Source organism: Sphingomonas sp. Leaf10, assembly GCF_001421245.1.
Taxonomy (GTDB): Bacteria; Pseudomonadota; Alphaproteobacteria; order Sphingomonadales; family Sphingomonadaceae; genus Sphingomonas.
On record NZ_LMKE01000009.1, the window covers coordinates 66,532 to 89,959 of the forward strand.

At 64.8% G+C, this 23,428-nt stretch carries 23 protein-coding genes; 1 reads left to right on the forward strand and 22 read right to left on the reverse strand.

Going from position 1 to position 23,428, the window contains the following annotated elements; all coding sequences use genetic code 11:
• Nucleotides 1–371 precede the first annotated feature (371 nt).
• From ASE59_RS08825 to uvrB, 3 genes are all read right to left on the reverse strand, one after another.
• Entirely contained in the window at nucleotides 372–899 is a 528-nt protein-coding gene (locus ASE59_RS08825) for a hypothetical protein (RefSeq protein ID WP_056455206.1), read from the reverse strand.
• Nucleotides 899–1,417 (reverse strand): hypothetical protein, encoded by a 519-nt coding sequence (locus ASE59_RS08830; protein WP_056455208.1) that lies wholly within the window; start codon nucleotides 1,415–1,417, stop codon nucleotides 899–901. The genes ASE59_RS08825 and ASE59_RS08830 overlap by 1 nt, the downstream gene beginning before the upstream one ends.
• A 309-nt stretch (nucleotides 1,418–1,726) precedes the next feature.
• Nucleotides 1,727–3,928 (reverse strand): excinuclease ABC subunit UvrB, encoded by a 2,202-nt coding sequence (uvrB, locus tag ASE59_RS08835; protein WP_056455210.1) that lies wholly within the window; start codon nucleotides 3,926–3,928, stop codon nucleotides 1,727–1,729.
• Here uvrB and ASE59_RS19625 point away from each other — a divergent pair.
• Entirely contained in the window at nucleotides 3,918–4,145 is a 228-nt protein-coding gene (locus ASE59_RS19625) for a hypothetical protein (RefSeq protein ID WP_156359972.1), read from the forward strand. The two genes, uvrB and ASE59_RS19625, sit on opposite strands and share 11 nt — an antisense overlap.
• Before the next feature lie 188 nt (nucleotides 4,146–4,333).
• Here the strand turns inward: ASE59_RS19625 and ASE59_RS08840 are convergent, their stop codons facing one another.
• From ASE59_RS08840 to ASE59_RS19635, 19 genes are all read right to left on the reverse strand, one after another.
• Nucleotides 4,334–5,263 carry an SOS response-associated peptidase gene (locus tag ASE59_RS08840; RefSeq protein WP_056455213.1) on the reverse strand — a complete coding sequence of 310 codons (930 nt, stop codon included), beginning with the start codon at nucleotides 5,261–5,263 and terminating at the stop codon, nucleotides 4,334–4,336.
• A gap of 83 nt (nucleotides 5,264–5,346) precedes the next feature.
• Complete coding sequence (locus ASE59_RS08845; RefSeq protein WP_056455215.1) at nucleotides 5,347–6,423, reverse strand: hypothetical protein; 1,077 nt, start codon at nucleotides 6,421–6,423, stop codon at nucleotides 5,347–5,349.
• Between the two features lie 230 nt (nucleotides 6,424–6,653).
• Nucleotides 6,654–7,718, reverse strand: coding sequence for an acyltransferase family protein (locus ASE59_RS08850; protein WP_056455217.1), 1,065 nt, complete (start codon nucleotides 7,716–7,718; stop codon nucleotides 6,654–6,656).
• 78 nt (nucleotides 7,719–7,796) lie between these two features.
• Nucleotides 7,797–10,733, reverse strand: coding sequence for a putative Ig domain-containing protein (locus ASE59_RS08855; protein WP_056455219.1), 2,937 nt, complete (start codon nucleotides 10,731–10,733; stop codon nucleotides 7,797–7,799).
• A gap of 124 nt (nucleotides 10,734–10,857) precedes the next feature.
• Nucleotides 10,858–11,298 carry a hypothetical protein gene (locus tag ASE59_RS08860; RefSeq protein ID WP_156359973.1) on the reverse strand — a complete coding sequence of 147 codons (441 nt, stop codon included), beginning with the start codon at nucleotides 11,296–11,298 and terminating at the stop codon, nucleotides 10,858–10,860.
• Nucleotides 11,298–11,495, reverse strand: a complete 198-nt coding sequence (locus ASE59_RS08865; RefSeq protein WP_156359974.1) for a hypothetical protein — start codon at nucleotides 11,493–11,495, stop codon at nucleotides 11,298–11,300. The genes ASE59_RS08860 and ASE59_RS08865 overlap by 1 nt, the downstream gene beginning before the upstream one ends.
• Complete coding sequence (locus tag ASE59_RS08870; protein ID WP_056455225.1) at nucleotides 11,492–11,977, reverse strand: hypothetical protein; 486 nt, start codon at nucleotides 11,975–11,977, stop codon at nucleotides 11,492–11,494. Before ASE59_RS08870 ends, ASE59_RS08865 begins: the two co-directional genes overlap by 4 nt.
• A gap of 40 nt (nucleotides 11,978–12,017) precedes the next feature.
• Nucleotides 12,018–12,425 carry a hypothetical protein gene (locus ASE59_RS08875; RefSeq protein WP_056455227.1) on the reverse strand — a complete coding sequence of 136 codons (408 nt, stop codon included), beginning with the start codon at nucleotides 12,423–12,425 and terminating at the stop codon, nucleotides 12,018–12,020.
• A complete protein-coding gene (locus ASE59_RS08880) occupies nucleotides 12,422–12,967 on the reverse strand; it encodes a hypothetical protein (RefSeq protein ID WP_235515702.1) in 546 nt (181 codons plus the stop codon). Before ASE59_RS08880 ends, ASE59_RS08875 begins: the two co-directional genes overlap by 4 nt.
• An 88-nt stretch (nucleotides 12,968–13,055) precedes the next feature.
• Nucleotides 13,056–14,369, reverse strand: coding sequence for an SGNH/GDSL hydrolase family protein (locus ASE59_RS08885; protein WP_056455229.1), 1,314 nt, complete (start codon nucleotides 14,367–14,369; stop codon nucleotides 13,056–13,058).
• Complete coding sequence (locus ASE59_RS08890; protein WP_056455231.1) at nucleotides 14,366–14,788, reverse strand: hypothetical protein; 423 nt, start codon at nucleotides 14,786–14,788, stop codon at nucleotides 14,366–14,368. Before ASE59_RS08890 ends, ASE59_RS08885 begins: the two co-directional genes overlap by 4 nt.
• Nucleotides 14,789–14,816: 28 nt before the next feature.
• Entirely contained in the window at nucleotides 14,817–15,599 is a 783-nt protein-coding gene (locus ASE59_RS20225) for a hypothetical protein (protein WP_056455233.1), read from the reverse strand.
• Nucleotides 15,596–17,881 carry a phage tail protein gene (locus tag ASE59_RS08900; RefSeq protein ID WP_200913202.1) on the reverse strand — a complete coding sequence of 762 codons (2,286 nt, stop codon included), beginning with the start codon at nucleotides 17,879–17,881 and terminating at the stop codon, nucleotides 15,596–15,598. Before ASE59_RS08900 ends, ASE59_RS20225 begins: the two co-directional genes overlap by 4 nt.
• Nucleotides 17,878–18,288: a DUF6950 family protein gene (locus ASE59_RS08905; RefSeq protein WP_056455328.1), complete on the reverse strand. Its 411-nt coding sequence runs from the start codon at nucleotides 18,286–18,288 to the stop codon at nucleotides 17,878–17,880. The genes ASE59_RS08900 and ASE59_RS08905 overlap by 4 nt, the downstream gene beginning before the upstream one ends.
• Nucleotides 18,285–18,842, reverse strand: coding sequence for a hypothetical protein (locus ASE59_RS08910; RefSeq protein WP_056455235.1), 558 nt, complete (start codon nucleotides 18,840–18,842; stop codon nucleotides 18,285–18,287). The genes ASE59_RS08905 and ASE59_RS08910 overlap by 4 nt, the downstream gene beginning before the upstream one ends.
• Nucleotides 18,842–19,018: a hypothetical protein gene (locus ASE59_RS19630; RefSeq protein WP_156359975.1), complete on the reverse strand. Its 177-nt coding sequence runs from the start codon at nucleotides 19,016–19,018 to the stop codon at nucleotides 18,842–18,844. Before ASE59_RS19630 ends, ASE59_RS08910 begins: the two co-directional genes overlap by 1 nt.
• On the reverse strand, nucleotides 19,015–19,602 hold the full coding sequence (locus ASE59_RS08915; RefSeq protein WP_056455237.1) for a hypothetical protein: 588 nt from the start codon (nucleotides 19,600–19,602) through the stop codon (nucleotides 19,015–19,017). The genes ASE59_RS19630 and ASE59_RS08915 overlap by 4 nt, the downstream gene beginning before the upstream one ends.
• Nucleotides 19,602–22,871, reverse strand: a complete 3,270-nt coding sequence (locus ASE59_RS08920) for a phage tail tape measure protein (RefSeq protein ID WP_056455239.1) — start codon at nucleotides 22,869–22,871, stop codon at nucleotides 19,602–19,604. The genes ASE59_RS08915 and ASE59_RS08920 overlap by 1 nt, the downstream gene beginning before the upstream one ends.
• On the reverse strand, nucleotides 22,872–23,114 hold the full coding sequence (locus ASE59_RS19635; RefSeq protein ID WP_156359976.1) for a hypothetical protein: 243 nt from the start codon (nucleotides 23,112–23,114) through the stop codon (nucleotides 22,872–22,874).
• Nucleotides 23,115–23,428 lie beyond the last annotated feature (314 nt).

Genomic DNA, 23,428 nt, shown 5'->3' on the forward strand with positions numbered 1-23,428 from the left:
GAGGGGAGAAGAAGCAGCGCATTCCCCAGAAATGAAAGAGGCCGCCGGGGTCTCTCGACGCCCGGCGACCTCAAGCATGGTCAGCGGCCGGAAGCTCCAGCCCGGGAGACCATGCGAGCCGCATGGTTGTTGCCGCAGCGTTGACTGGGGGAGGATACCCCCCGCACGCGGCCTCACGCGTTAGCGGCGCGTCTCCCGAACGAACTGAACCGAACCCACTGCTGAACCATGAGACATCGGATCACCTCCTTTCGCTAGTTAAAGCCGTTACGCACCGATCGGTGCGCACCCCGAATCTGGTGCATCGCGGGGCAACGTACAAGACTTGTATTGCGCAATGTTTCCGCCATACTTCGCGGCCTTGCCCCGAGTCAGCGAAGCCCCGGCCGGCACCCCTGCACCACCGTTCCGATCGCCTTGTCGCCCGGCAACTGCGCGACCGCGCCGTCATCGACCTGCAGGCCGATGGTGTCGGCACGGGCAAGCGCGTCGAGGAAGGTCTGACCAGTGGTGACCGCCGCTTCGGCCGCGCCGTCGACGGTCTGCGTCGGGAAGGTCGCGGCGGCATCGGCGACATACAGGCGGATCGTTCGGCCCTGCCCCGGATGGCCGAAGATTATGCGCCTGGCCTGCGGGTCGCAGCGGACGGTAAAGGAGGCACCGCCGTTCGATTCGTAGCGCACCGCGCTGCCGCTTGCCGATGCCTGATAGCGCCAGTCGCCGGCCAGCGGGGTCGCACCGTCGAGTTCAGGCGTCGGCAGCTCGCCGGGCTTGAGCGCGCGTGGCGACGGGGTCGGGCGTGGGGTCGGCGTCGGGCTGGTGGTCGGTTGCGGCGCTGGCGGCGGTTCGCTCGAACAGCCCGCCAGCAGCACCAGCGACCAGAGCGCGAGCGCGCGCATCAGCCGCGACAATCCTCGGTCACGCGCAGCACTTCGGCCCAGGCCGGCAGGACCAGCCGCCCGATCCCCGCCCCTTCGACCACGAAGCGGCCGCGGCTGAAGCCGATCGCGTCGAGCAGCTTGTCGCTGGCGGGCAGCGCCACGCCGACGCCGCCCGCCATCGGCTGGACGGCCAGGCTGCGCTGGGTGCTGGTTGTGCGGATCGTCACCGTGCCGGCGGCGGGGCGCAGGGTGGCGAACATCATCGTCACTTGGCGGCCGCTGCGGTTGCAGGTCAGCGTCGCGACCGGTGCCGCACCGCGCACGCCGTAGCTTGCCGCCGATCCGGTGCCGAGGCCGCGATATTGCCAGTCGCCGGGGCTGCGCGGCAGATCGCGCCAGTCGCTGACCGGCGCCGGGGTCGGTGTGACCGCGGCGGGTCGGGGCGTCGGCGACGGCACGGTTTCGGGCGCGGGCGGCGCACCGGGCGGCACGCACCCGGCCAGCAGGAGAGCGGGGGCTAGGAACTTGATACGCATCGCCACCTTATGGGCGATGCGGCCGGCGGCCTCAACCGGGAAGGGGCGGCGTGCGCGATCTCCACTCCTGCCGTCATTCCGGCGAAGGCTGGAATCCGTGGATCGGGAAAGGTCGCGATGAAGTCGAGAGCGCCCGACACAATGGATCCCGGCCTATGCCGGGCTGACGAACGTTGGGCCATCGTCATTCCCGCGCAGGCGGGAATCCATAACCGCTGACGTTTCGGCGGGATGCGCAACGACAGCGTGTATGGGCTCCCGCCTGCGCGGGAGCGACGAACGCCCGGTGGACCGACGCAACCAGCGCCGCTACCGCCGCCTTCCCCCGCCGCCGGCCATGCGTATCGCCTTCTGCTTGCCATAGCGGGTCTTGCGCGTGCCGGGCTTGCCCTCGTTCGAACGGCCCATGATCGGCGCCTTGTGCTCGCTGGCCGGCAGGCCGAGTTCCTCGTTCTCCAGCGACCGGATTTCGTCGCGCAGCCGCCCGGCAGTCTCGAATTCGAGGTTCGCCGCCGCCTCGCGCATCTGCTTTTCTAGGCTTTCGATGTACGAACGCAGATTGTGGCCGACCATGTGCGGCCGATCCTCGTCGATCTCGACCGTTACCTGATCGCGCGAGGCAACGTCGGCGATGATGTCGCCGATCTGGCGCTTGATCGTCGTCGGCGTGATGCCGTGCAGTTCGTTATATTCGCGCTGCTTTTCGCGACGTCGGTCGGTTTCGGCGATGGCGCGTTCCATGCTGCCGGTCATCCGGTCGGCATAGAGGATCACGCGCCCCTCGACGTTGCGCGCGGCGCGGCCGATGGTCTGGATCAGCGAGGTTTCGGAGCGGAGGAACCCTTCCTTGTCGGCGTCGAGGATCGCGACCAGCCCGCATTCGGGAATGTCCAACCCCTCGCGCAGCAGGTTGATGCCGACCAGCACGTCATACACCCCCATGCGCAGGTCGCGGATCAGTTCGATACGCTCCAGCGTCTCGACGTCCGAGTGCATGTAGCGGACCTTGAGGCCGGCTTCGTGCATGAACTCGGTCAGATCCTCGGCCATGCGCTTGGTCAGCGTCGTGACGAGCGTGCGATAGCCGAGCTTCGCCGTCTCCTTCGCCTCGTGGATGAGGTCGTCGACCTGTTCCTCGACCGGGCGGATCGTGATCGGCGGATCGATGAGGCCGGTCGGGCGGATCACCTGTTCGCTGAACACGCCGCCGGTCTGCTCCATCTCCCAGCCGCCGGGGGTCGCCGAGACACAGACGGTCTGCGGGCGCATCGCGTCCCATTCGTTGAAACGCAGCGGCCGGTTGTCGATCGCCGAGGGTAGCCGGAAGCCATATTCGGCCAGCGTGATCTTGCGCCGGTGGTCGCCGCGCGACATGCCGTTGATCTGGCCGATCGTCTGGTGGCTTTCGTCGACGAACAGCAGCGCGTTCTCGGGGAGATATTCGAACAATGTGGGCGGCGGTTCGCCGGGCAGGCGCCCGGTCAGGAAACGGCTGTAATTCTCGATCCCCGCGCACGACCCGGTGGCGGCGATCATTTCCAAATCGAAATTGGTGCGCTGTTCCAGCCGCTGTGCCTCCAGCAGCTTGCCCTCCATCACCAATTCCTTCAGCCGCTCGGCCAGCTCATGCTTGATCGCCTCCGCCGCCTGTTTCAGCGTCGGTCCCGGCGTCACATAGTGCGAGTTCGCATAGACGCGGATCGAGTTGAGATTGGCGATCTTCTTGCCGGTCAGCGGGTCGAATTCGGTGATCTCCTCGATATCGTCGCCGAAGAAGGTGATCCGCCACGCGCTGTCTTCATAGTGCGAGGGGAAGAGTTCGAGACTGTCGCCGCGCACGCGGAAATTGCCGCGCTGGAACGCGGCGTCGTTGCGCTTGTATTGCAGCGCGACCAGCTTGCGCACGATCTCGCGCTGGTCGACTACGTCACCCTTCTTCAGGTCGAAGATCATCGCCGAATAGGTTTCGACCGATCCGATACCATAGAGGCACGACACCGACGCGACGATGATGACGTCGTCGCGCTCCAGCAGCGATCGCGTCGCCGAGTGCCGCATCCGGTCGATCGCCTCGTTGGTCGAGCTTTCCTTTTCAATGTACGTGTCGGAGCGCGGGACGTACGCTTCGGGCTGGTAATAGTCGTAATAGCTGACGAAATATTCGACCGCATTGTCGGGAAAGAATGACTTCATCTCCCCGTACAGCTGCGCCGCAAGTATCTTGTTCGGCGCGAGAATCAGCGCCGGCCGCTGCAATTCCTCGATGGTCTTCGCCATGGTAAAGGTTTTGCCCGACCCGGTAACGCCGAGCAGCACCTGATCCTTCTCCCCCGCCCGCGCCGCCGCGACCAGTTCGCGGATCGCGGTCGGTTGATCGCCGGCGGGCTGGTAATCGGACTTGATGACGAAGCGTTTGCCCGCATCCACCTTGTCCGGGCGCGCCGGGCGGTGGGGGATGAAGGTCTGCCCGGTTTCCGGCTCGGACAGGTCGGTGCGGATCATGATCGCCATGCGCGGGAATATGGGCACGGCGGAACGGGACGGCAACATTGGTGGGGACGGATTTGGATTTACGCGAACGCGCAAAGGGAAAGTCGGTTCGCGCCGAGAGAGAAACGCGAGATGCGCCTGCCTGAAATATTCGACGTTCGATTGCGGCCCGAACAAGCAAAAAGCCGCCAACCCGGGGGTCGGCGGCTTTCTAAATGGTGGGCGCGGCAAGGATTGAACTTGCGACCCCTGCGATGTCAACGAAATGCTGTAGCGCCGGAAACGCCAATTTCTGCGGTTTTTCGTGCCGATCGAAGCCGTACGGATCAGGAACAGACTAGCCAGATCACGCTGTTTTACCGCAAGGTTACCGCACGCATTTGGACTGCGTCGGATACTCCAATGAAACGACCGCGCATCACGCTGCTACAGATCGAGGCGACCGTTATCGTCGCCCTCTCCGTCGCCGCCCTCTTGTCCGGCCTGCGCGGCCTGCTTCACTGACATCAACTGCGACGGATAGGGCGCGACCAGATCGATCACGTCCGCGATCGGCGCGGTCAGCCAGCGTTCCTCATCCTCATCGTGCAGGATTACCGGCATGGCTTTCGGATGGATTGGTCGCACGGTTTCGTTCGGCTCGGTCGTCAGGAACGCGAACACCGCTCCGGCCGGCGTCATCCGCCAGATCCCCGCGAACGAAAAGATTGGTCGTGAGGGCACATCGAACCAGAACAGCGGGCGCTGCCCTTTCGGCCCCGGCCCATATTCGCTGAAAGACGTAACCGGCACCAGACAGCGGTTCCGGGCGTCCTCAAGCGACGACCGCCAGAACTGGCTATCGAGATTGCGGACGTTCGTCACATGACTGGTGATGACCTTGCCGCTGGCGCCACGCATCTTGCGGGGGAACCCCCAGTCCGGCATCGACGCGGTGCGGAAACCGCTGGTCCGATTGTGCTCGATCACCACCGCCTTCCGCTTGGGAAAGACATCGGGTGCCGGCAGATCGTCATGGCTCATATAGCCGGGCTGGACGCCGTAGCGTTCCAGCAGCATCGCGCGCGAAGCGGTCATGCGATAATGATTGCACATGCTCCAACCATTGCACGGCACATACTCGCCGGCCACATCATACCCTATGTCGCGCGCCAACCGGACAAGCCGATCGTACATAGGCCCGCGATGCATGTAATTCGTGTCGCGGGGAAACGCTGCGCATTCCCAGAAGGCCGCCAGCGCCTTCGTGCTGACCCCACAATGTCCCAGCACCCGCAGGGCGAGCCGCAGTCCAGCCAAATCCTCCGGCTTCTTCCACGCGGCGTCCCGCAGGATCGCCAGCGCCAGATGCGCCATCGTTGATTCCGGTCCGCCCCACATAAACGGAACATTGGCAGAACAAACGCGTCTGTCCAACCCCTTGAACAGACGCGTTTCGGTTACTTCAACCCCTGCCGGAACGTCACCTCGGTCGACTCACCCGGCGCCAGCAGCACCGCCGGCCACACCAGTTGCAGGGTCAGATCGGCCTTGACGTTGTACCCGACCTCGCGCCGCGTGCCGGTCACCTGTGCCTTGTCATACGGGTTGGTCGAGGCATAGGCCCTGGCATCGGTCGTCTCGATGAAATAGGTCTCGCCAGTCGTCATGCCCGCTTCCCAGCGCCCTTGCGAGACGACCCGGTTCTGGGTCGCGAAGCTGGCGGCGGTGTCGGGGTCTTCCGATCGGAAATACGTCACCGACACCGGCACCGACCGCGCATTGGTCAGCCGCACCCGGTAAGACAGCGTCGTGCCCTCGACCGCAACCCGCTGGACGATCTTGATCCCGTCCGGGGTCGGCACGCTCTTCGTCGTATCGACCGTCTCGCCCACGAAGGTGAAGGGATCGGTGAAGACGCCCCGCATCTGGCGATAGCCGTGCAGCAGGCCGGCAACATAATAGCGGCCGTTGACGATGAGCCCGGCGATATCCTGCGATCGGCCTTGCAGCAGCACGTCGTCGCCCTTGCCGGTATACATCGATAGCCGGAGGAAACCGTTCTTCGCATCGGTCAGGAAAGGCGTGCCGACATTCTGGGTGGTGCCGAGACTGCCGTCCGGACCGAAGGCGACGCTGAAGCTAGGACGCTGGATCGCCACGCCGCCTTCGGGCAGCATCTTGGTGACGATATCGCTCGGGACCGGATCGGGCTGCGGTGCAGGCGGCGTCACGACGGGCGGCTCGATCACGGGTGGCGCGGTAACTTCGGCACACGCCTGCCGCACGCGATAGCTGAAATCCGGCAGGCCGGGGCACGGACCATGGACGGTCGTCTTGCGTGGCAGCTTGGGGCTGACCTTCAGCGCCCACCCGTCGAGTTTGATCACGCCATCCTTATTGCTGTCGGGGATCAGGACGGGACTGGTGACGATGCTGCCCGTTGCAGTTTGGGCAATGGCGCTGACCGGCATGACGCAGGCACAGAGCATCAGCAGCACGGCCGACAGCCGCGCCGAAAAGGCGTTCGTGAGCATTCGCTTTTCTCCAAGCGGAGGGAACGGCGACGCCCGCGCGTCACCGATGCGGCGTCAGCGCGGTAATGCGCCACCGCTGACGGGCATTCTTCGCGTCAAATGGACGCGCAAAAACGCCCGACCACGAAGGGTGGCCGGGCGCTATTTAGAAGCTGCAATCTATCTTAAACGGTCAGGTATTTGCGCGGTGCATTATTCGGACCGGGCCGCGCTGGGTTACCGCTGTTCGATTACGCGGCTGCCTGTTCCGGCCTCGCAGTTTCGAAGCGCGGCAAGCGGTACATCACGCCTGCGCCAAGACGGATCAGCAGGTCGCGCAGGAGCAGCGTCCCCGCCACGACCAGCAGCACGCCGGTCGGCACGATTAGATTGGACACGCCCCGCATGGTTGCGATGCCGGTCACCTCCAGCACCTCAAGGTAGATCACGATCAACGGCACCTGCGCGACGTAGATTGGCAGTGTGTTCAGGCCAAGATAGCGAAGCGCCCTGCTGGTTGGTCCGAAAGCATCAAGGGGGCGGGCGCAGAGGAAAAGGAGGGCAACACCGGAAATCGAGGCCGCGAAGCGCGCGGTCGCGGCGATCGGGGTCGGCGCGATCTTCGTGAGCGCGTAGAACACCGTGAAGCACGCAAGCATGGCGATCACGCCCGGTGCCATCTTCCACGTTCCCAACCGCTTCACGATGTCCGGGAACATCGCCGCACCGTAGAAGAATGCGAAATACCGCAGGGAATTGCGGTGAGCGAGATTCGCAAGCAGCCCATCTTCGCCGGCCTGTGCAGGGGCATCAGCGATCATAAGTGACACGACGGATACGATCACCGCCAAACCCACGGTGAGACGAGCATCGAATTGCCGAAGGGCTTTTGCCACGACGAAGAAGATCGCGAGGCACCAGAGAAACCAGAGGCCGGTCGTGGGCATCAGCAGCGCCCAGCCAATTTCGGACAGATAGGTTCCCTCGTTGGGGTTGTCCGGGTTGGGCAGCACGGCAGCACAGAAGCCCCACCGTACGCACGTCCAGATGACGAACAGCCAGACGAAGAGCGCCACCTTATGGCGTAGCAAATCCGACCACGACTTCCGCAAGGCCGACCCGGCGAAGACGCCCGATGCCGCGAAGAACAGCGGCATTCGGATCGGCGCCAAGAACGCATTTAACTCCACGATACGTCCAACGTTGATCTCGGCCGCCTGCGCAAGCTGGCCGACGTGCAACATCGTGACCATCAAAATCGACATAGCTTTAGCTACGTCGATCCATTCGACGCGCTGCTTGACCGCAGTCTTCATATGCCCCCCGGCGGTAATGAGCCTCCCCGGCTCGACGAGGCCCATTACCACCAAGTATGTTAGGATCGTAAGTTTATTCTAAGCCTCTGTAATCACGTAGGCGGTATACGGTGCGAATGTCATCGACAACAATGGCCCACTGACACTCCCGGCCGATACTGCCGCATCGGTCGCAGTGTAGGTGAACACGTTGTACGTGGCGTTCGACCCAAGCGTCGTCATGAGTGTCGTTGCCGTTGCTGCCCAGTTCACGACCAAGATCCGCCGCTTGCCGCCGACGATCGTACCGACAGCGGCGATACCGCTCACGCCTTGCGGAAGGTCGACTTTGCGGATGACCGAGCCGACCGGGATATTGCCCAGCACAAAGAGCGCCCCGTGCCAGTTCGGCTTGACGAACTTGAAGGCGCCGTAAGGAATCGACGGATCGAAATCCCCGGGAGTCGACGGGTCCTGTCCGTAGGGTGCAGGGAGCCGCATGTGGGCGAGCGGATACCCGATCGCATCATGTGCTGCGTTGTTGACCGGAATGTCTTTCATAGCGTGAATGATCGGAAGGACGATCGGAGCGCGGACCAGATTTAGCTGGTGCAGCTGCCATGTGCAGACGCGGGAGAAGCGCTCCGCATCGGTGTATTCGCCCGGCTTGAACCACATCTCATTGACAACACTTGGCTTGCCGCGTCCTGATGCAATCCAGTCCCACGAACGGGTCCGAATATAATCCGGGTTCTGGTAAATCGAGGGGATCTCGTGAAAGGTTTGGTAGGACATTTCGGCAAGAACAGTTTTGCCGGTCGCGAGCAGGCTAGGGTCGGTGAAGGTGGTACCGGCGTTATCATATCCCTTGTAGCTTTCGCCGGAAAGCATGACAAAGTTCGGCTGCCCGTTGTAAGTCGACAGCACGGCACTGTTCCGAATCTTCGGAATGACCGCGCGAATCAGCGCACGGTACTCGGCAGCAGACATCTGGCAGGTGCCGTAGAAGTTGTCGACATCCGAGATCGGTTCGTTCGGCCCTTCATACCCGCGAACCGGAGCGACGTTTACGTGTAGATATTCAAGGTCGTCGAGTTGCGCGCTGGCTAGCGCCTCGATTTGCGCCGCGAATTGCGTCGGATCAGAAGTCCTAATGCTGTCGAGCGATACGTCTCGGGCATAGGTACCACCAGCCCAGAGGCGCCCGAATCCATACGTGCTCGTCGTCTTCCAGTACGGCGGAGGTGACCAGACACCTGGAATGAGTCCACCACCGAGCGGTGCTACGTTCGAGTGCAAGTCACGAACCGCTTCATTCTGGCCGGAGAAGCGCTCGCCAATGTTCTTTGCGAGTCCAGTAGCCGAATCGATGTTCCGGAAACCACGATATCCGAAGCCGTTCGGAAATCGGGTGAACATGATGATCGGAACCGGTCCGTACATCTCTGCCTTCAGGCGCGCCCGCTCCGCTGTAGTAAGCGAGAACGGAAAGCCCCACGGTAGGCTATTGTCCGTTGGCGGGGCGACCCCCCGATTGTAGCTATCGGCCTGCAACTCGGTCATGCCGCCGAGGAACGCCTGTCGAGGCGCAGCAACCGCCGGAAGTTCGATCCAATCGAGCGTCGAGGTCGTGCCCGCCGGGACCATAGGCGGTGCCGCGCGGTATGGGTGGTTTGCGTCCAGAACTTCGGCTGCAAGGCTGTAGAGATGTGCTAGATAGCCCTGCATCCGCTGCTCATTGGCGCGCCCAACGTTCAACGGAACCAAACCCCAACCGAAAGCATCAAACATGCCGCTGGGCGTGCCGCTGGCTGTGCCGCCTAGGACGAGCCGTTCACCAGTCAGCAAGCCCTTGCCGCTAGCGGTGGTGTTGAACGTTTCTTCCCGTCCTTGAAGGGCGGTAAAGGTCAGGCCTGTGTCCTGAACGTTCTGGGTGAACGAGCGGAAACGCTCTTCCGTGCTGGTCTCGATATCCTGCGACGTGATGAAGGCTCGAACGCCGCCCGCCGTGGCAGACGACGACTGAAGGAGGTTGTAGGCCCCCCCAGGTGCGCCCACGACATATCGCGTACCGCTCACGCCACCCTTGAAACGAAAGATTCCGAAGACCGTATAGCGCAGTAGCTGACTGGGGCGAGCCGCTGTCGGGAGCAACTGCGCACCCCGGAAGGTCAACGGACGTACGCCGTTGGGCGACCGGTCAGCATCTGCGCCCAAGATCGGCTGCGCGGCTGCGGTGCCTTGCGCGGCGGTCCGACCATTGCTGGTCTGGCTCTGCCACGTCGCAACGCCTTCGCCCGGTTGCGCCTGTGTGCCAGCGCTGTTCAGCATCGAGGACGCGACCGAGGCGTCGTAAAGCTCGTCCACGCCAATCATGGCGGGGGTCCACGGGATTAGGGCTTGCGCGGCCTGCACGACCAGATTGACGGTCAGGTTCGCCACGGCGCCCGCCGAATCCGTTGCCCGCAGGACATAGCTGTACGTGCCGGCGGTCGTGTAGGTGCCGGTGACGGTGCGCGCCGAGCCGTTGACTGCGCGCCCGGGCGGGAGCGTGCCGCTAGCCAGCGAGAGGGTGTAGGGTGCAGTGCCGCCGCTGATCGTCGGCGTGAACGCGTCGCTACCACCGACCATGGCCGCTGCAGGCGTGCCGCTGATCGTCAGCGTCGGCGACGGGGTAGGCGTTCCAGTTGCCGCTGCCGTCGTTACGGCGAACGTCCGGGCGCTGCCATCGATCGTCGCAACCACGCTGGCAGTAGCACCGGCAGTCGCCGACGACGTAACGCGAAGCTTCAGCGTGTCGCCGTTCGTAACGGTGGTCGCCGCGCTGGAATAGGCTGCGCCGTTCTTCGAATACTGCCCGCCGTTGATCGTCAGCGCGGGTGATCCGACCAGCCCCGACAACGTGACCGTGTTGCTCTCGATCACCGACGACAGGGCCGCGCCCAGCACCGGCAGGAATCCGCCCAGTGCCGTGAACGCCGCGCGCGACTGCGCCCGCGCCGCAGGGCTACCGAACCGGCGTGGATATCGTGCCATCTACTTCTTCTCCATGTCAGGGGCAGTGGGCCACGCGTCGATCGCGAGGCGGCGTTTGTCGTCGCAGGCGGCCAGATCGAATCGGCCGTCGCGAATGGTGGCGTCGTCGTCGGCCGCCGTGGCGCTACCGTCCGCTTGCCGGTGCTGCGGCGTCGGCCGGCACGGCTCGGTCGCGGCGACCGGGGGCGGCGGCAGCTTCGGCAAGGCGGGTGTCGAGCAGATCGATTGCTTGCACCCGGTCAGCAGCGCGACAGCGCACGCGACCAGCATCAGTCTGGGCATATTCCCTCACGGTGTTCGTGCTTTCGAGGATGATCGGCGCGCGGTTGGCGAGCCGATCGGCGTAGGACATCGCCGCCGCAGCGACGCGATTGGCGGCGTCTCGCTCCGCCTTCAGCTTGGCCTTCTCGGCCTCGGCCCGGTCCTGCGTCCAGACCTGCCGTTCGCGGGCGAGGGTCAGCCGCACGTCGGCAAGCTGGCGATCGGTCCACCACCACCCCGCCGCCAGCGCCGCGATCGGCACCAGCCACCAGACCCGGCGGAACAGGGCGAGTGCGCCCACCATCACCGGCATCCCACGCGCTGCCACAGCGCGATCGTCAGCGAGACGGCGACCATCAGCAGGATCAGCGCCAGCGCCGGTAGCCAGCCCAGCGCGATCACGACGACGGTGCTGCGCGGGGTATCCGCCGACTTATCGTTCAGCAGCCATGCGAAGGCGACCACCGCGACCAGCAGATACAGCGTGACCCAGACCATCATCGGTCCAGTTCGAAATGCGGGCTGTCGGTCTCGCCCCGTTCGCGCGGCTTGCCGTCGCGATCCCAGTCCGCGCCCCAGCGGATCGGCACGCCCTCGATCCTCGCGGCGTCGAGCATCAGCGCGGCGACCCGGTCGAAACGCGCGAGGTCGTTCCAGTCGATCGGGAACGGCGCGAGGTCGACCGCATGGCTATAGCCGTCCGGGCGGGGATAATGCTTTGACGCCAGCGGGTTGCCGAGCCACGTCACCTTGCCGACGCGCGGGGACGCGTAATTCGCCGGTACCTTCGCCGCCTTGCACTCCGCCTCGGTCCGGCCCTTGCCGAAATTGACGAAGCACTGCTCTTTCGTGCGAACCCCTTCCAGCACGGTGAAGTCGTCGCGCGCCTCCGCCATCGCCGCCGCGCGCTCCACGACGCGGACCAGATCGGGATGCACGCGTTCGAGCCGCGACCGCGAACGCGGCCCCAGGGTGATTGCCATTGCTTTGCCTTTCAGGAATGCCGCGCCCGGCGGCGGAAGATCAGTCGGCCTTCGGCCCCGGCGCGAACGGGCCGGTGGCGCGCTGCACCCACGTCAGCGCGATCGAGATGATGCCGGCGCCCAGCGCGCCGATCCCGGTCCCGGTCATCAGCGCCCAAAGCGGCTCCGGCCGCTGCGAGATGACCATGCCGGCGGTGAACAGCAGCGTTAGCGCCGACACAGGCACGTCGACCGTCCAGCGGTGCGCCTTGCGATCGGTTTGGACGACGTAGAAGCGCACCGCGATGCAGGCGCAGATCGCGGCGATCATGCTGCCGGCCTCGAACGGATAGCCGAGAAAATGCCAGACGGTCGGAACCGAAACAGCCACCGTCGCCCCCTTGTCCTGTCCCATCGCCGCCGCCACGGGCACCACCGCGCCCAAGGTTACCCCCGCTTTCCCCATCATCGCGTCGCCACCACGCCCAGCGCCGCGAGCAGGCTCAAGAGGACGATCCACGCTGGCCGCTTCAGCAATGGCAGCGCGGTCCAGAAATCGACCGGGTGCGGCTTGCGGCGAAGCTGCATCACCATGCCCGGCGCGGCCATGTAGGCGAGCGCGAGACCGGACAGGCCGAACGCAACCGCGATCGGGTCCATCAGCCGCTGCAACAGCAACAGCGTACCGGTGCCGGCCGGGTCTTTTGCGTTCCAGCCCCACAGCACCATGGCCGCCCCGCCAGACCGGATCGCGATGCCGGTGGCAAAGCACAGCACCATGCCCCGCCAGACCGTCACGGGATGGCATAGCTTGTCGATGCCCCGCCGCCGCCAGATATGACGGATCAGGTCGACCGCCATCATCGTCGCCAGCACCAGCGCGGCAGTCATCACCGCGAGGTTGATGACGACCAGCCAACCTTGCCCGTCGAAGCTGGGCGGCGCGACCGTGGCGGGGCCATCGGCGACCGCCTGCGCGGCATAGCTTTTGGCATGGGCGACCGAAATCATGCGGACGCGCCCCAGCGCGCCCGTGCGAGCGTCATCATACGATCAGTCCTTTCGAGGTTAGGTCAGGCGGGCCAGACGATCGCGGCGGTCACAGCCCCAATCGCGCCCGCACGCGCGCGGCGATCAGTCGCCCTTGCTTGCGCCTGCCGGACGGATTTGCATCGTTGAATCGTTCACCGGTATGGAGGCCATCCACCAAGTCGCGCCCCCGCGCGCCGCTGACCTCGAAGTCCGAGACGATCCCGGCTTCCGAAAAGGCGTCGATGACAGTGAACCCGTACCGCGCTGCCATGCGCGCGATCAGTGCATTCCACGTCTGCAAGGTCGGGCCGTCCAACTGGGCCTGTTGCAAGGGCAGCGACACGAATTTCACGGCGTCGGGCCACTGCTGTTGAAGGCGATAGAAGCCTGCACGTGCGGCCTCTATCGACACGGTCAAGTCCAACGCATTGTACGCTTTGCCCATGGCGGTGTCGTAGCTGCCGAGCCTGTCCTGTTGCATCCGCAGATCGTTGACACCCAGTGCCACAATCACACAGTCCGGCGTGAAGCCCTGCGCGAAGGCCACGTCAAGCTGGTGGTGAAAGCGCTGCCACGGGACTGCGCTGCTGTAATTTCCGAATGCCGCGCCACCGCGAGCGAAATTGTAGGCGCTGGTCGGCGAAAGCATTGGCAGTGCAAAGTCCGGCCAATTCTTGCTCCACCCCGATCCATAGACATACTGCCCGGCCTCGACATTCTCGGTCGCGGTGATGCTGTCTCCGAAGATCGCGACGACGCCGACCGAGGTATCGGGGCCGGGCGACGGCTCTGATGCCGCTGCGCCGATCGGTCGCCCGTTGAAGCCGATGATCCGCGGAGCATATGGCTGAAACGCGGTCGCCTTGTCTCCTCGCTCGATCTGGACGCCGGCGAAGGAACCGGCACCGGGCTGACGCTGACGCACCGACACCCGCGTCGACTTCGCACCGTTGGGAAGCGTGGCCGTGAAAGGCCCGTTTCCGGGAATTGTCACATAGGAAATCAGGTTCGGTTCTGGCGCGTTGGTGGCAAGCGGTTCGTCGGAATAGAACGCCCAGACCCGGGCGAGCGCCGGGTTTGCTGCCAACCCGCTGATCGTCAGCTTGCTGCCTGCCGGAAGGCGACTTACGTCGATCGCCGCCGATGTGACGCTGTCCCCCGCGACATACAGGCCGCCGTTATACTGCACCTCCGCATCCACACGGACTGCATCCTTGTCGAAGAGGTTGTAGCTGTCGCCGAGGTCCGCCGCCGCGTCGATTGCGGCTGCGCCGGCTGACTGGCCCGCTGCCGCTGCGATCTGGCTGATTTCTGCCGACAACGGCAGCCCTTCGGGCCGAAGAACCACCCTGTCGTCCTGTATCCGCAGCACCGGTGTCATGTGTACGTCGCCCTTTCCAGCACGAGGAAGTCGCCGAAGAGGAGGTAGCCCTTGACCACGCTCACCGACGCGAATTGCAGATCCCAGACAAGCCGCACGTCGTCCCCCGGCTCACCGGTCCGTGGCAGCGCTTTCATGGCAAGCTGATCGATGAAGAGACGGATGGTCGTCGTCGGCACGCCGTTTTCCGTGCGGACGCCCATGATCCTGATCCCGGTATCGTCCGTCGTGACCAGCGGCAGATTCACGACCGGCTCGGTCGGACCGTCATCGGCGACGACCACGCTCTGCGGCGAGCGAATTTGCGCCGCAAAGAAAGGGGCAGCGCCCGGCGCCGTCAGATCGTACCCCTCAAGGTCGAAGCTCTGCACGAAGGGCACGTAGCGGTTGGCACGAAGGTCGTAGCGCACCGGCCTCATGGGTTGATGTCCATCGATATCTCCGAAGTCAGTTGAAGCGTCGCAACCGGCACTGGATCGAATATTTTTGGCCGATCGCGATCAGCGGCGCGGTCAGGCCGACGCTGATCAGGTTGGGCGCGGTCACGGTCACATCATGCGTGGCATAGCCCGATGGGACCGAAACCGGAGCGACGACCAGATCGTCACCGGCTTTCACGCCCCACGATTCCGGCGTCGCGATCGACAGCCGCCGCGTGCCGGCACTGATCGCGACGGTGGTGGCTGTCTCTGTCAGGGTGACGGTGCCGAGCAGCGTCGTAGCGGGTGGCCCGACCAGCGTCGCCAGCCACTGCGTCATCGTGCCGCCATAGCCTGCCTCGCGTGCCAGCTGGTAGGCGGACTTGCCATCGGCGCCGACCAGCGTCGTCAGCCACTGCGTCGCGGTCCCGCCGTAGCCGAGCGCGCGAGCGATCTCGTAGGCCGACTGGCCGTTCGTGCCGTCGCGCGGGACGGGCAGCGTGAAGTCCAGCACCGCCGCGCTCTCGCTGCCGCTGTTCGCGACCTTCGGGGCCGATCCGGCCGGACCAGCACTCACCGTCCCGACCCGAACCGTCGCCGCCGTGCCGCGCAAGGCAGGGTTCTGCGAAGGGTCGCTGACCATCAGCACAGAGAAAGGCTGGCCCATCGGCATGACGCCCCTGGACAGTAGCACCAACAGCGGTTCGTCATAATCCGGCGGCGTCAACGACGCGTGCAGCTTCACATTGCCGTCGCCGGGATAGGAGAAGCGGAGATAGATGCGCTGGATGCGCGGCGTGGTCTCCTTCATGCCTCGGCCGCGTCCGCGCGCTTGTTATGGCTCAACCACCAGCGGCCATCGTCGCCGACCAGCACATAGGTCGCGGCCGTCGACACGGTCAGCGCCACCACCTTGCCGTCACCGGCCGGAGTGCCGATCGTCGCGGACCGGACCCAGCCCCGATCCCACCAAAGGTGCGAGGGCGAGGTCAGCGGGCGACCAGCGACGGCACACAGCGGGCTGGCAAAAGTCCGTGCCATCGTGACCTGATAGGCGCCCCAAGCTGGCGTGCCCGCTTCGCCCTCGCGTTGCGCCCACACCCACATGCCTGCCTCGATCCGGCCGGCCTCGATCGTATCGCCCGGCCCCGTGCGGTCGGCATTCGCCAGCAGGATGCGCGCGGTGACGATCGGGCATCCGCCGCCGCCATAGCCTCCACCGCCATCGCCGCCGGGTGGTGTCGTCGTCGGCGGGAAGGTGCCGTCGGCGTTGGCCGTCGTCCATTCACGGACGATGACGTAGCGGGTGGACGCGACCTCGGCGAGCGCGGGCGAGGAGACGGCGACGAACGCCTCCGCCTCGAAATCCCACAGCACCATATAGGTCGATGCCGGATCGACCCCGCTGATCGTCTGCGCCGGAAAGCTGAGGGTGCGGCCGTCGTCGATCGTCGCGTTGAACGCCTCGATCGTGATCGTCGTATCGTCGCCGTCGACCGGATAGGCGACGGACTGACGGATGATCAGATAGGCCGCGCGCGGCGGCGCGGACGACGGGACCGCTGCGTCATAGGCTTCGGTCCCGCCCAGCGCCGGGGTCGGCGGCGCGGTCCCGGTGCGGCCGAGCGCAAAGGCGTGCTTCGACGGCGTCTCGCCGCGCAGGATCAATTCGACGGTCATGCTGACCGGATCGAACGTCCGCCGCAGCACGACGCATGGTTGCTCTGTCAGGCCATCGTCGGGTAGATCGACGATCAGCAGATCGCCCGGCCCATACCGCCGCAAGCGCGGCTTGCACGTCAGGACAATTTCGCCGAGTTCGCGCGCGTCGAGCAGTTCATAGGCGGCAAGCTGCGCCGCCTGATCGGCGTTATCGACCAACACATATTCGCGCTCATCGCCCTTCTCTTCGCCGTCCTCCTCCACATAGGCTGCGATTGTAACCGGAGTGGAGGGGACCATCTCCCACTTGTGGTCGGGTGACCGATACTTCGGTGTCAGCGTGTTGACCCGCTGTTCCCAGCCCTGCATCGTGCCGGCCTCGACTTCGTCATTCGCGAGGTCCGCTTCGGTGATCGTGTCGAGCGCGACGCGCGGTGCCGACAACTTCAGGCCCAGCAGCCCGCCGACCCAGCACCGCTCGGCACCGCCCGCTTGCAGGATGCGCTTCAGATTGGCGTCGCGGTCGCCCGGCTCGCTGATGACGCCATCGACCGTCCAGCCATTGGCGTCGCAGACATTGGCGAGCGCGACGAAATCAGCGACACGAATGCCGTCGATCGGTATCCCGACCCCGAACGTCTTGAGATAGGCAGCGGCCGGATTGGTTTCGTCGCGCTCCCATGTGCCCAGCGCATAGCGCAGCCCGTGCAGGCCGGGGCAGCGGGTCCACTCCCACGTTGCCTTCGCCGCCGCAAACGCTGCCTTGTCAGACGGATTGGCCCATCGATGCGCGCCGTTTCCGCCGGGATAGGTGCTGTCCTTACGCGGGTCATACGCCTTCACCCCGCGCCATACCGCTCCGGTTGCCGGGATGCCGGCCGAGAAGCGCTTGCCATCCTCATCGAACCGCAGACACCACGATATCGCCGCATAGCTGGACAGGCCGTAATCCGGTCCCCAACCCGGTGCCGTCGTCCAATGGACCGGCAGCGCCTGCGGCTCCGGCGTCTGCCCCGCCTGATGGTACAGGTACAGGTGATTGGCGGCATAGCCGGTAGCGGCATTACCCGACAGGCCGACTTGCACGAAATCGAGATACGGCGCGACGAAGCCTTCGACCGGCCCCGCGCCAGAATAGACATCGACCATCAGCAGATACGGATTCTCGACCCCGCCGACCTTGCCGCCATAGCCGGTCCAGTGCCGGCGGTTGCCGGCATAATAGGTCTCGCCGATCAGGTACGGGCGGGGCTGGTTGGCCCCGATCGTCGTGCGATTGGACTGCCCGGTCTGGGCGGGCGGCTTCTTGGCGGTCAGCTGCGCGCCGACATTGGCCGCGACCGCCACGATCGCCGCGATGGGTTGATGTGGACCGGGGATCAGCGCGGCGACGCCTGCGATCGTGCCAACGACCTTCAAGGCTTGGCTCATAGCCGCCACGCCGCGACGACATCTGTCATCGCATCCTTGACGTTCGCGAGCCATTCCGCACCGGCATGGTACATGAACAGCGTGCCGCCGCCGTCCGCGACGGCCAGCGCGCCCAGCCCATCTTCGCTCGGCACCATTGCCAGATCGCCGACCCACATCTGCGCCGGCACGATGCGCGGCAACATCGTGTCGAGCAGCGACCCGATATCTTCATGCCCTGTCGCCGCCAGTGCGCGCCGCGCGCCGACCGCCGACTGGAAACGGGGGATCGACGGTGGTCGATGCCCCATGGCCCGCATCTGGGCGCGCGCGAGGTGAATGCAGGTGCCGCCGTTCCACCCGAACGGGCGGCGGCGGAACCTGTCGACGACCACTGCCGTAGCGACCGCGCGGTCGTGCAGGTTCATGCGCCCTGCACCCCGCGCGGCGGCGCCTTCACGCCCCACGCCACGTCGATATCCATGCCGACCGCGTTGTCGTGCCCGCGCTCGCCCGGAAACACGCGCTGATGCGCGGCGGTCGACATGGCGTTGCCGTCGTTGCGCACCAGCAGCCGCTGCGACCGCGTAACGCACACCATGTCGAGCGACCGGGTGCCGGTGTTGCGCTTCAGCACCGTCTTGTCTGTCTGCCAGTCGGCCATCAGGTCCGGCGACCCGATCAGCGTTCCCGTCGTCGGGTCCACTTCCCCAATCCACATGCGCAGCCGCGCGCCCTGATACCCCGGCCGCGACAGGTCGATCGCTGCCGAAATGTCGCGGGGCAGGAACGTGACGGTGCCGGCGGGCAGTTCATCGCCGGTCCCTTCGGTCAGCGCCTCGAATCCCGCGACCGTGCCGAACGTGTCGTCGTCGGACTGATAGGTCTCGCCGCCGAACACTACGAAGCCGCCGTCGCACAGCAGCACATCACGGCCCGGCAGTTCGAGCTTCATCAGGCCGACCAGCGTAATCCGCTCCATCAGTCGAACCGCAACTCTTCGCCGTCGACGATAAAGCGTACCGTGAGTTCGGCACCTTCGGTCGTTTGGTGCAGGTCACATAGGACCTGCTTCCCAAGCACTTCGCCGTTGTCCGCACAAAGCATCATTGCCTTGCCGCCCGCGACGATAGGCGCATCCACTATCTTGATGATCATGCCGCCTCCTCGATCGTGAATTGAATTTCGCTGCGATGGTCCACCGCCAGCCCCCAGGCGAATTCGTCGCCGTCAACCAGCCCTTCGATCATCGGCCGCGCCAGATGAACCCGGCACCCGTCCGCGAAAGGCCGACGCAGCATGGTATCCTCGACCGAAAGCACCGCCCGGCCGTTGCCATCAGCGACGACATTCGCGCCGACATTGTGCAGGTAATGCTGACCGTCACTGTCCTCGATCGATAGCCAATACCCTTCCCGGATCGCCACGTTCGGGAAGAGGCCGCGCACCGCCAGCAACGATCCGGACTGTCCCGAACCGTCGACCACCGCCGGCCCGCACAACGACTGGTCGATCGACAGCAGTGGATACGGCATTCGCAATCCCTGCCGCTTCGCCCGGATCAGCCGCGACACAACGACGCGCGCATCGACCTCGAACAGCGGCGGCAGCGTCACCGCCAGCTTGTAATGACTGCCGAGCCGGTCGACACGGATCGCGCTCGCGCCGCGCAGCACGCCGCCGCGATCGACAAGCGCCGGCGTGGCGCCGTTCGGCGCGATATGATCAGGAAGCGTCTGCATTACAGCGCCTGCCGCGCCCGCATCTGCTGGCGCGCGGTCGCCGCGCGCGTGGTGCGGATCGAGACGTTACCGCTGATCGCCTCGACACGCGATTCGAACGTCTTTCCTTCGCCCACGATCAGTTCGACAACGGGCGGCGCACCGCGTCCGCCGCGCAAAGCTCTATTCGGATGGATCGTGCCGGCGCTATCGGGCACGAACGGTTCCGGTCCATGTTCGCCGACCATGTACCAGTTGCCCGGTCCGACCCGGCCGCCCGACGCCTTGCCGCCGCCGAAACCGAGCTTGGAAAACACGTTCCAACCCTTGCCGAACAGCCCGCCCAAGCCGCCAAAATTCGGACCCATATCGATGGATTCCCCGGTTGAGACCAGACTGGCACCGCCGCCCTTGGCACCGCCGAGCAGCCCGCGCAAGAAACCGCCACCAGCATCACCACCGCCGCCCAGCATGTTTGCCAGCGGCTTGATCAACTGTTGCTGCACCACGATGCGCACCAGATCGCGGATGATCGACGATGTCATGTCGCGGAACGACTTCGCCAGATCGTCCGCGCCCATCACCGCATCGGCCATCCAGTCGTTCAGCTTTTCGAACCCAGCGACCTGAATGCTCTCGATCGATTCGTTCACCGCCGCCGCCGACCGGTTCAGATCGCGGCGATAGGCGTCCATCGGACCTTCGTTGTCCCGTTCCGCCTGTTGCTGCCGCTGACCATAGATCGCGTCGAGTTGGTCCTTGCGGGCGCGTGCGTTCGACCATGCTGTGCTGGACGTGGCTTCCGTGGCCATGATCAGATCAAGGTCCGCTTCCTCCTGCCGACGTTGCAGATCAAGCAGTCGCAACGCTGCCGCCCGTCGCGCGGACGCGCTGTCGGCAAGGTCCATTTCGGCCCGGACGGTTTCCTGCGCAGCTTCGTTCGACGCCTTGCCCAGATCGTACCGTTCCTGCGCCAAAGCCGCCGACCGCCGCTGTTCGGCCAACCCCTCTTTCTGCGCCAGTTCGCCTTCCTTGGCCGCGATCAGCGCCGCACGCTTCGCCTCGTTCAGACCATCGTCGAGCGCTACCGACCGCGCATAGGAGGCGCGCTCTTCCTCGATCGCCGCCATCTCCGCATCGTACCGTGCAGTGATTGCGCCGGTCAGGTCGGCGGTCGCTTCCAGCGTTGCCACCCGGATGCGACCCAGTTCATCCTGATACTGGGCCTGCTCGCGCGCACGGTCCTCGGCGGTCTTACCCTTTGGCCCGCTCGAACGGTCGGACTTCGGACTATCGCCGCCGCCGAAGTTGGGATTAGACGTGCCGGTGTCCTGCGCCGTGGCATTGCGGATATCGGCGATGATCCCGCGCACGCCTTCATTGTAGGTCTTTACGACCTCCATCTGGCCGCGCAGATCAGCTTCCGCTTGGGCGATCCGGTCATCGGCGCGCTGACGCATGGACGAACCGACCGCACCCGGCGCGGTGCCGCCCTGCGCTGCGGCGATTGATTCGATCGAGGCGCGCTCCGCTTTTGCACGTGCCAAAGCCGCGCGAGCCTTCACCATATCGGCAGCGGCAGCTTTCAGTGAAGCGACGGCTTGTTGACCATCGGCCTTCGCCTTGGCGATGAGTTCCTTGCGCAACTGACCCGTCGCGGTTGCCAGTTGCAACGACCGTTCGCGGGCTAGGTCCAAGGTCTTGTTCGCGGCATCCTGCGCCTTGCGCACAGCATCCGATGCAGTCGCCGTCCGGAACAGCAGCGGCCACAGCAGTGTCAATAGCGAGATGGCGACCCCGAGCGGCCCGGCAAGCGCGATCAGACGCGTACCGAGCATTCCCACCATGGTTGCGGCACCGGCCTGCAATGCGAGCCTGCCCATCAGGCTGACGACCAATCCCATGGGATTGATGATCGCGGCGAGGGCAACAGGGATGGCGCCCAGACGAAGCGCAAATAACGGCAGCGCCATCTTCGACAGCGTGACCATGGCGATCAGCACCGGGCCGAGTGATGCAGCGAACAGGCCCGCGGCAATCCACGCGTAGTGGAACGCGGCCGGCAGATCGGCCAGCCATTGCAGCCCGGCAGCAGCAGCGTTCTTGACCGCCGCGAACACCGGCAGCAGGACTTGCCCCAGCTTGATTGACAGGTTCTCGATCGCGGTCGCCAGTCGCGCGCTGGCGGCGGCATCCCCTTCGAGCAGAACCGCCATCTTTTGATCAGCGGTCACCTTGTTGATAGCCCCGCGATAGCGCTCGATGCCGGCGGCACCTTGGTTCATCAACGCGATGGCAGTCCGCATCCCGTCCGAGCCGAACATCGTCGTAAGCGCGTCACGGCGTTTCTGGTCTGAAAGTCCGCTCAACTTTTGCCGCAGGATTTCCGCGACCTCGGTCAGCGGCTTTGCCTTGCCGGTGGCGTCGAAAAACTCGATGCCGAGTTGCTTCATCATCCCGGCGGCTTCCTTTGACACCGGGTTCAGGCTGGTCAGGAACGTCTTGAAGCTGGTGCCGGCGTCCGACCCGCTGGCGAAGGTCGACGCGGTTGCTGCCAGCGCAACGTTCAAATCCTCGAACGGTACGCCCAGCCCGCCGGCAACACCGCCGGCCTGACCGATCGCGAGGCGATAATCGTCGAACCCCATCTTCGACACGTCGAGCGCACCAGACACCTTGTTGACGATATCAGGCAGATCGCTGCTCGTTTTCGTGAACTGGGCGAGGATGTCGGTCGTCAGGTCCGACGCGCCCGCCAGTTCCGTCTGCCCGACCACCGCGAGCCGCATTGCTGCCGTCAGGCCGCCGTTCAGGATCGCTGCCGCCGACATGCCGTTCTTGGCCAGCATCTCGATCGCGCCGGCCGCCTCGATCGAACTACGGCCCATCGCCGGCCCCAGCTTCATTGCCGTATCGGATAGCTGCTGTAGCTGGGCTGGCGAGGCGTCGAGCATTGCCGCCTGCACCCGGTTCATTGCGGTCTCGAAATCGGCCGCCGTATCCTTGCTGCGCTTGCCGACCAGTGCCAATGGCACCGTAATGCCGGCGGTCAGCGCCACACCCGCGCGCGTCACTTTCTGACCGACCGACGCAACCGCTTCGCCCGCCTGGATCATGGCGGTATTGATGCGGTCCGCCGCGCGCTCGACCGCATTGCCCATGCTGTCGGTCGAGCGTTCCAGATCCTGTTCGGTCTTTTTGGCACGCGCACTGGCGGCCTTCATGCCGGACTCGAACGCAGCATCCTTCACGCTCATCGAGGTGACAAGCGAGGCGATAAGCTGCTGCATTCAAACCCCCTTCGTGAAAACGAAAAGGGCGCCGCAATCGCGACGCCCTTTCGGTTGGCCAATCTGGCCGTGAGTAGTGATCGGTTTCAGTTGTTCCGGATCATTACCGAACGGGTCGCTTGAGGCAGCTTGTGCTGCCACCACGCTTAATCGTTTCGGCACATTCCAAGGCTCGTTTAGTCGCGGTATCCATGCAAATTTTAAACGAATCCTGAAACTCTTTCGTATCAGGATCGTCAGCATGCGTTACGATGCCATCTCGATATGAGAACCACTGAAAACCAGTGAACCCGCCGAATCCGTTCCGGGCATTGACCCGTCCACATGCGGTTTTTTCGGCAGGATTGATGGTGACATGCTCGAAGCGCGCAGAATCTGGCTCTCGAAGAGATTTTCGAACACTCTGCTCGACAGCCGTTTGGAAAGCGTCGTCCGAAGAGCTCGAAACACTGCACGCGCCTAAGCAAGCAACCAGCAATATGACGATTCGCATTGCGCCCTCGAACGGTTGGTGGCTGCCAACCTAACAACTCAATCCTAACAGCATCAAACTAGAA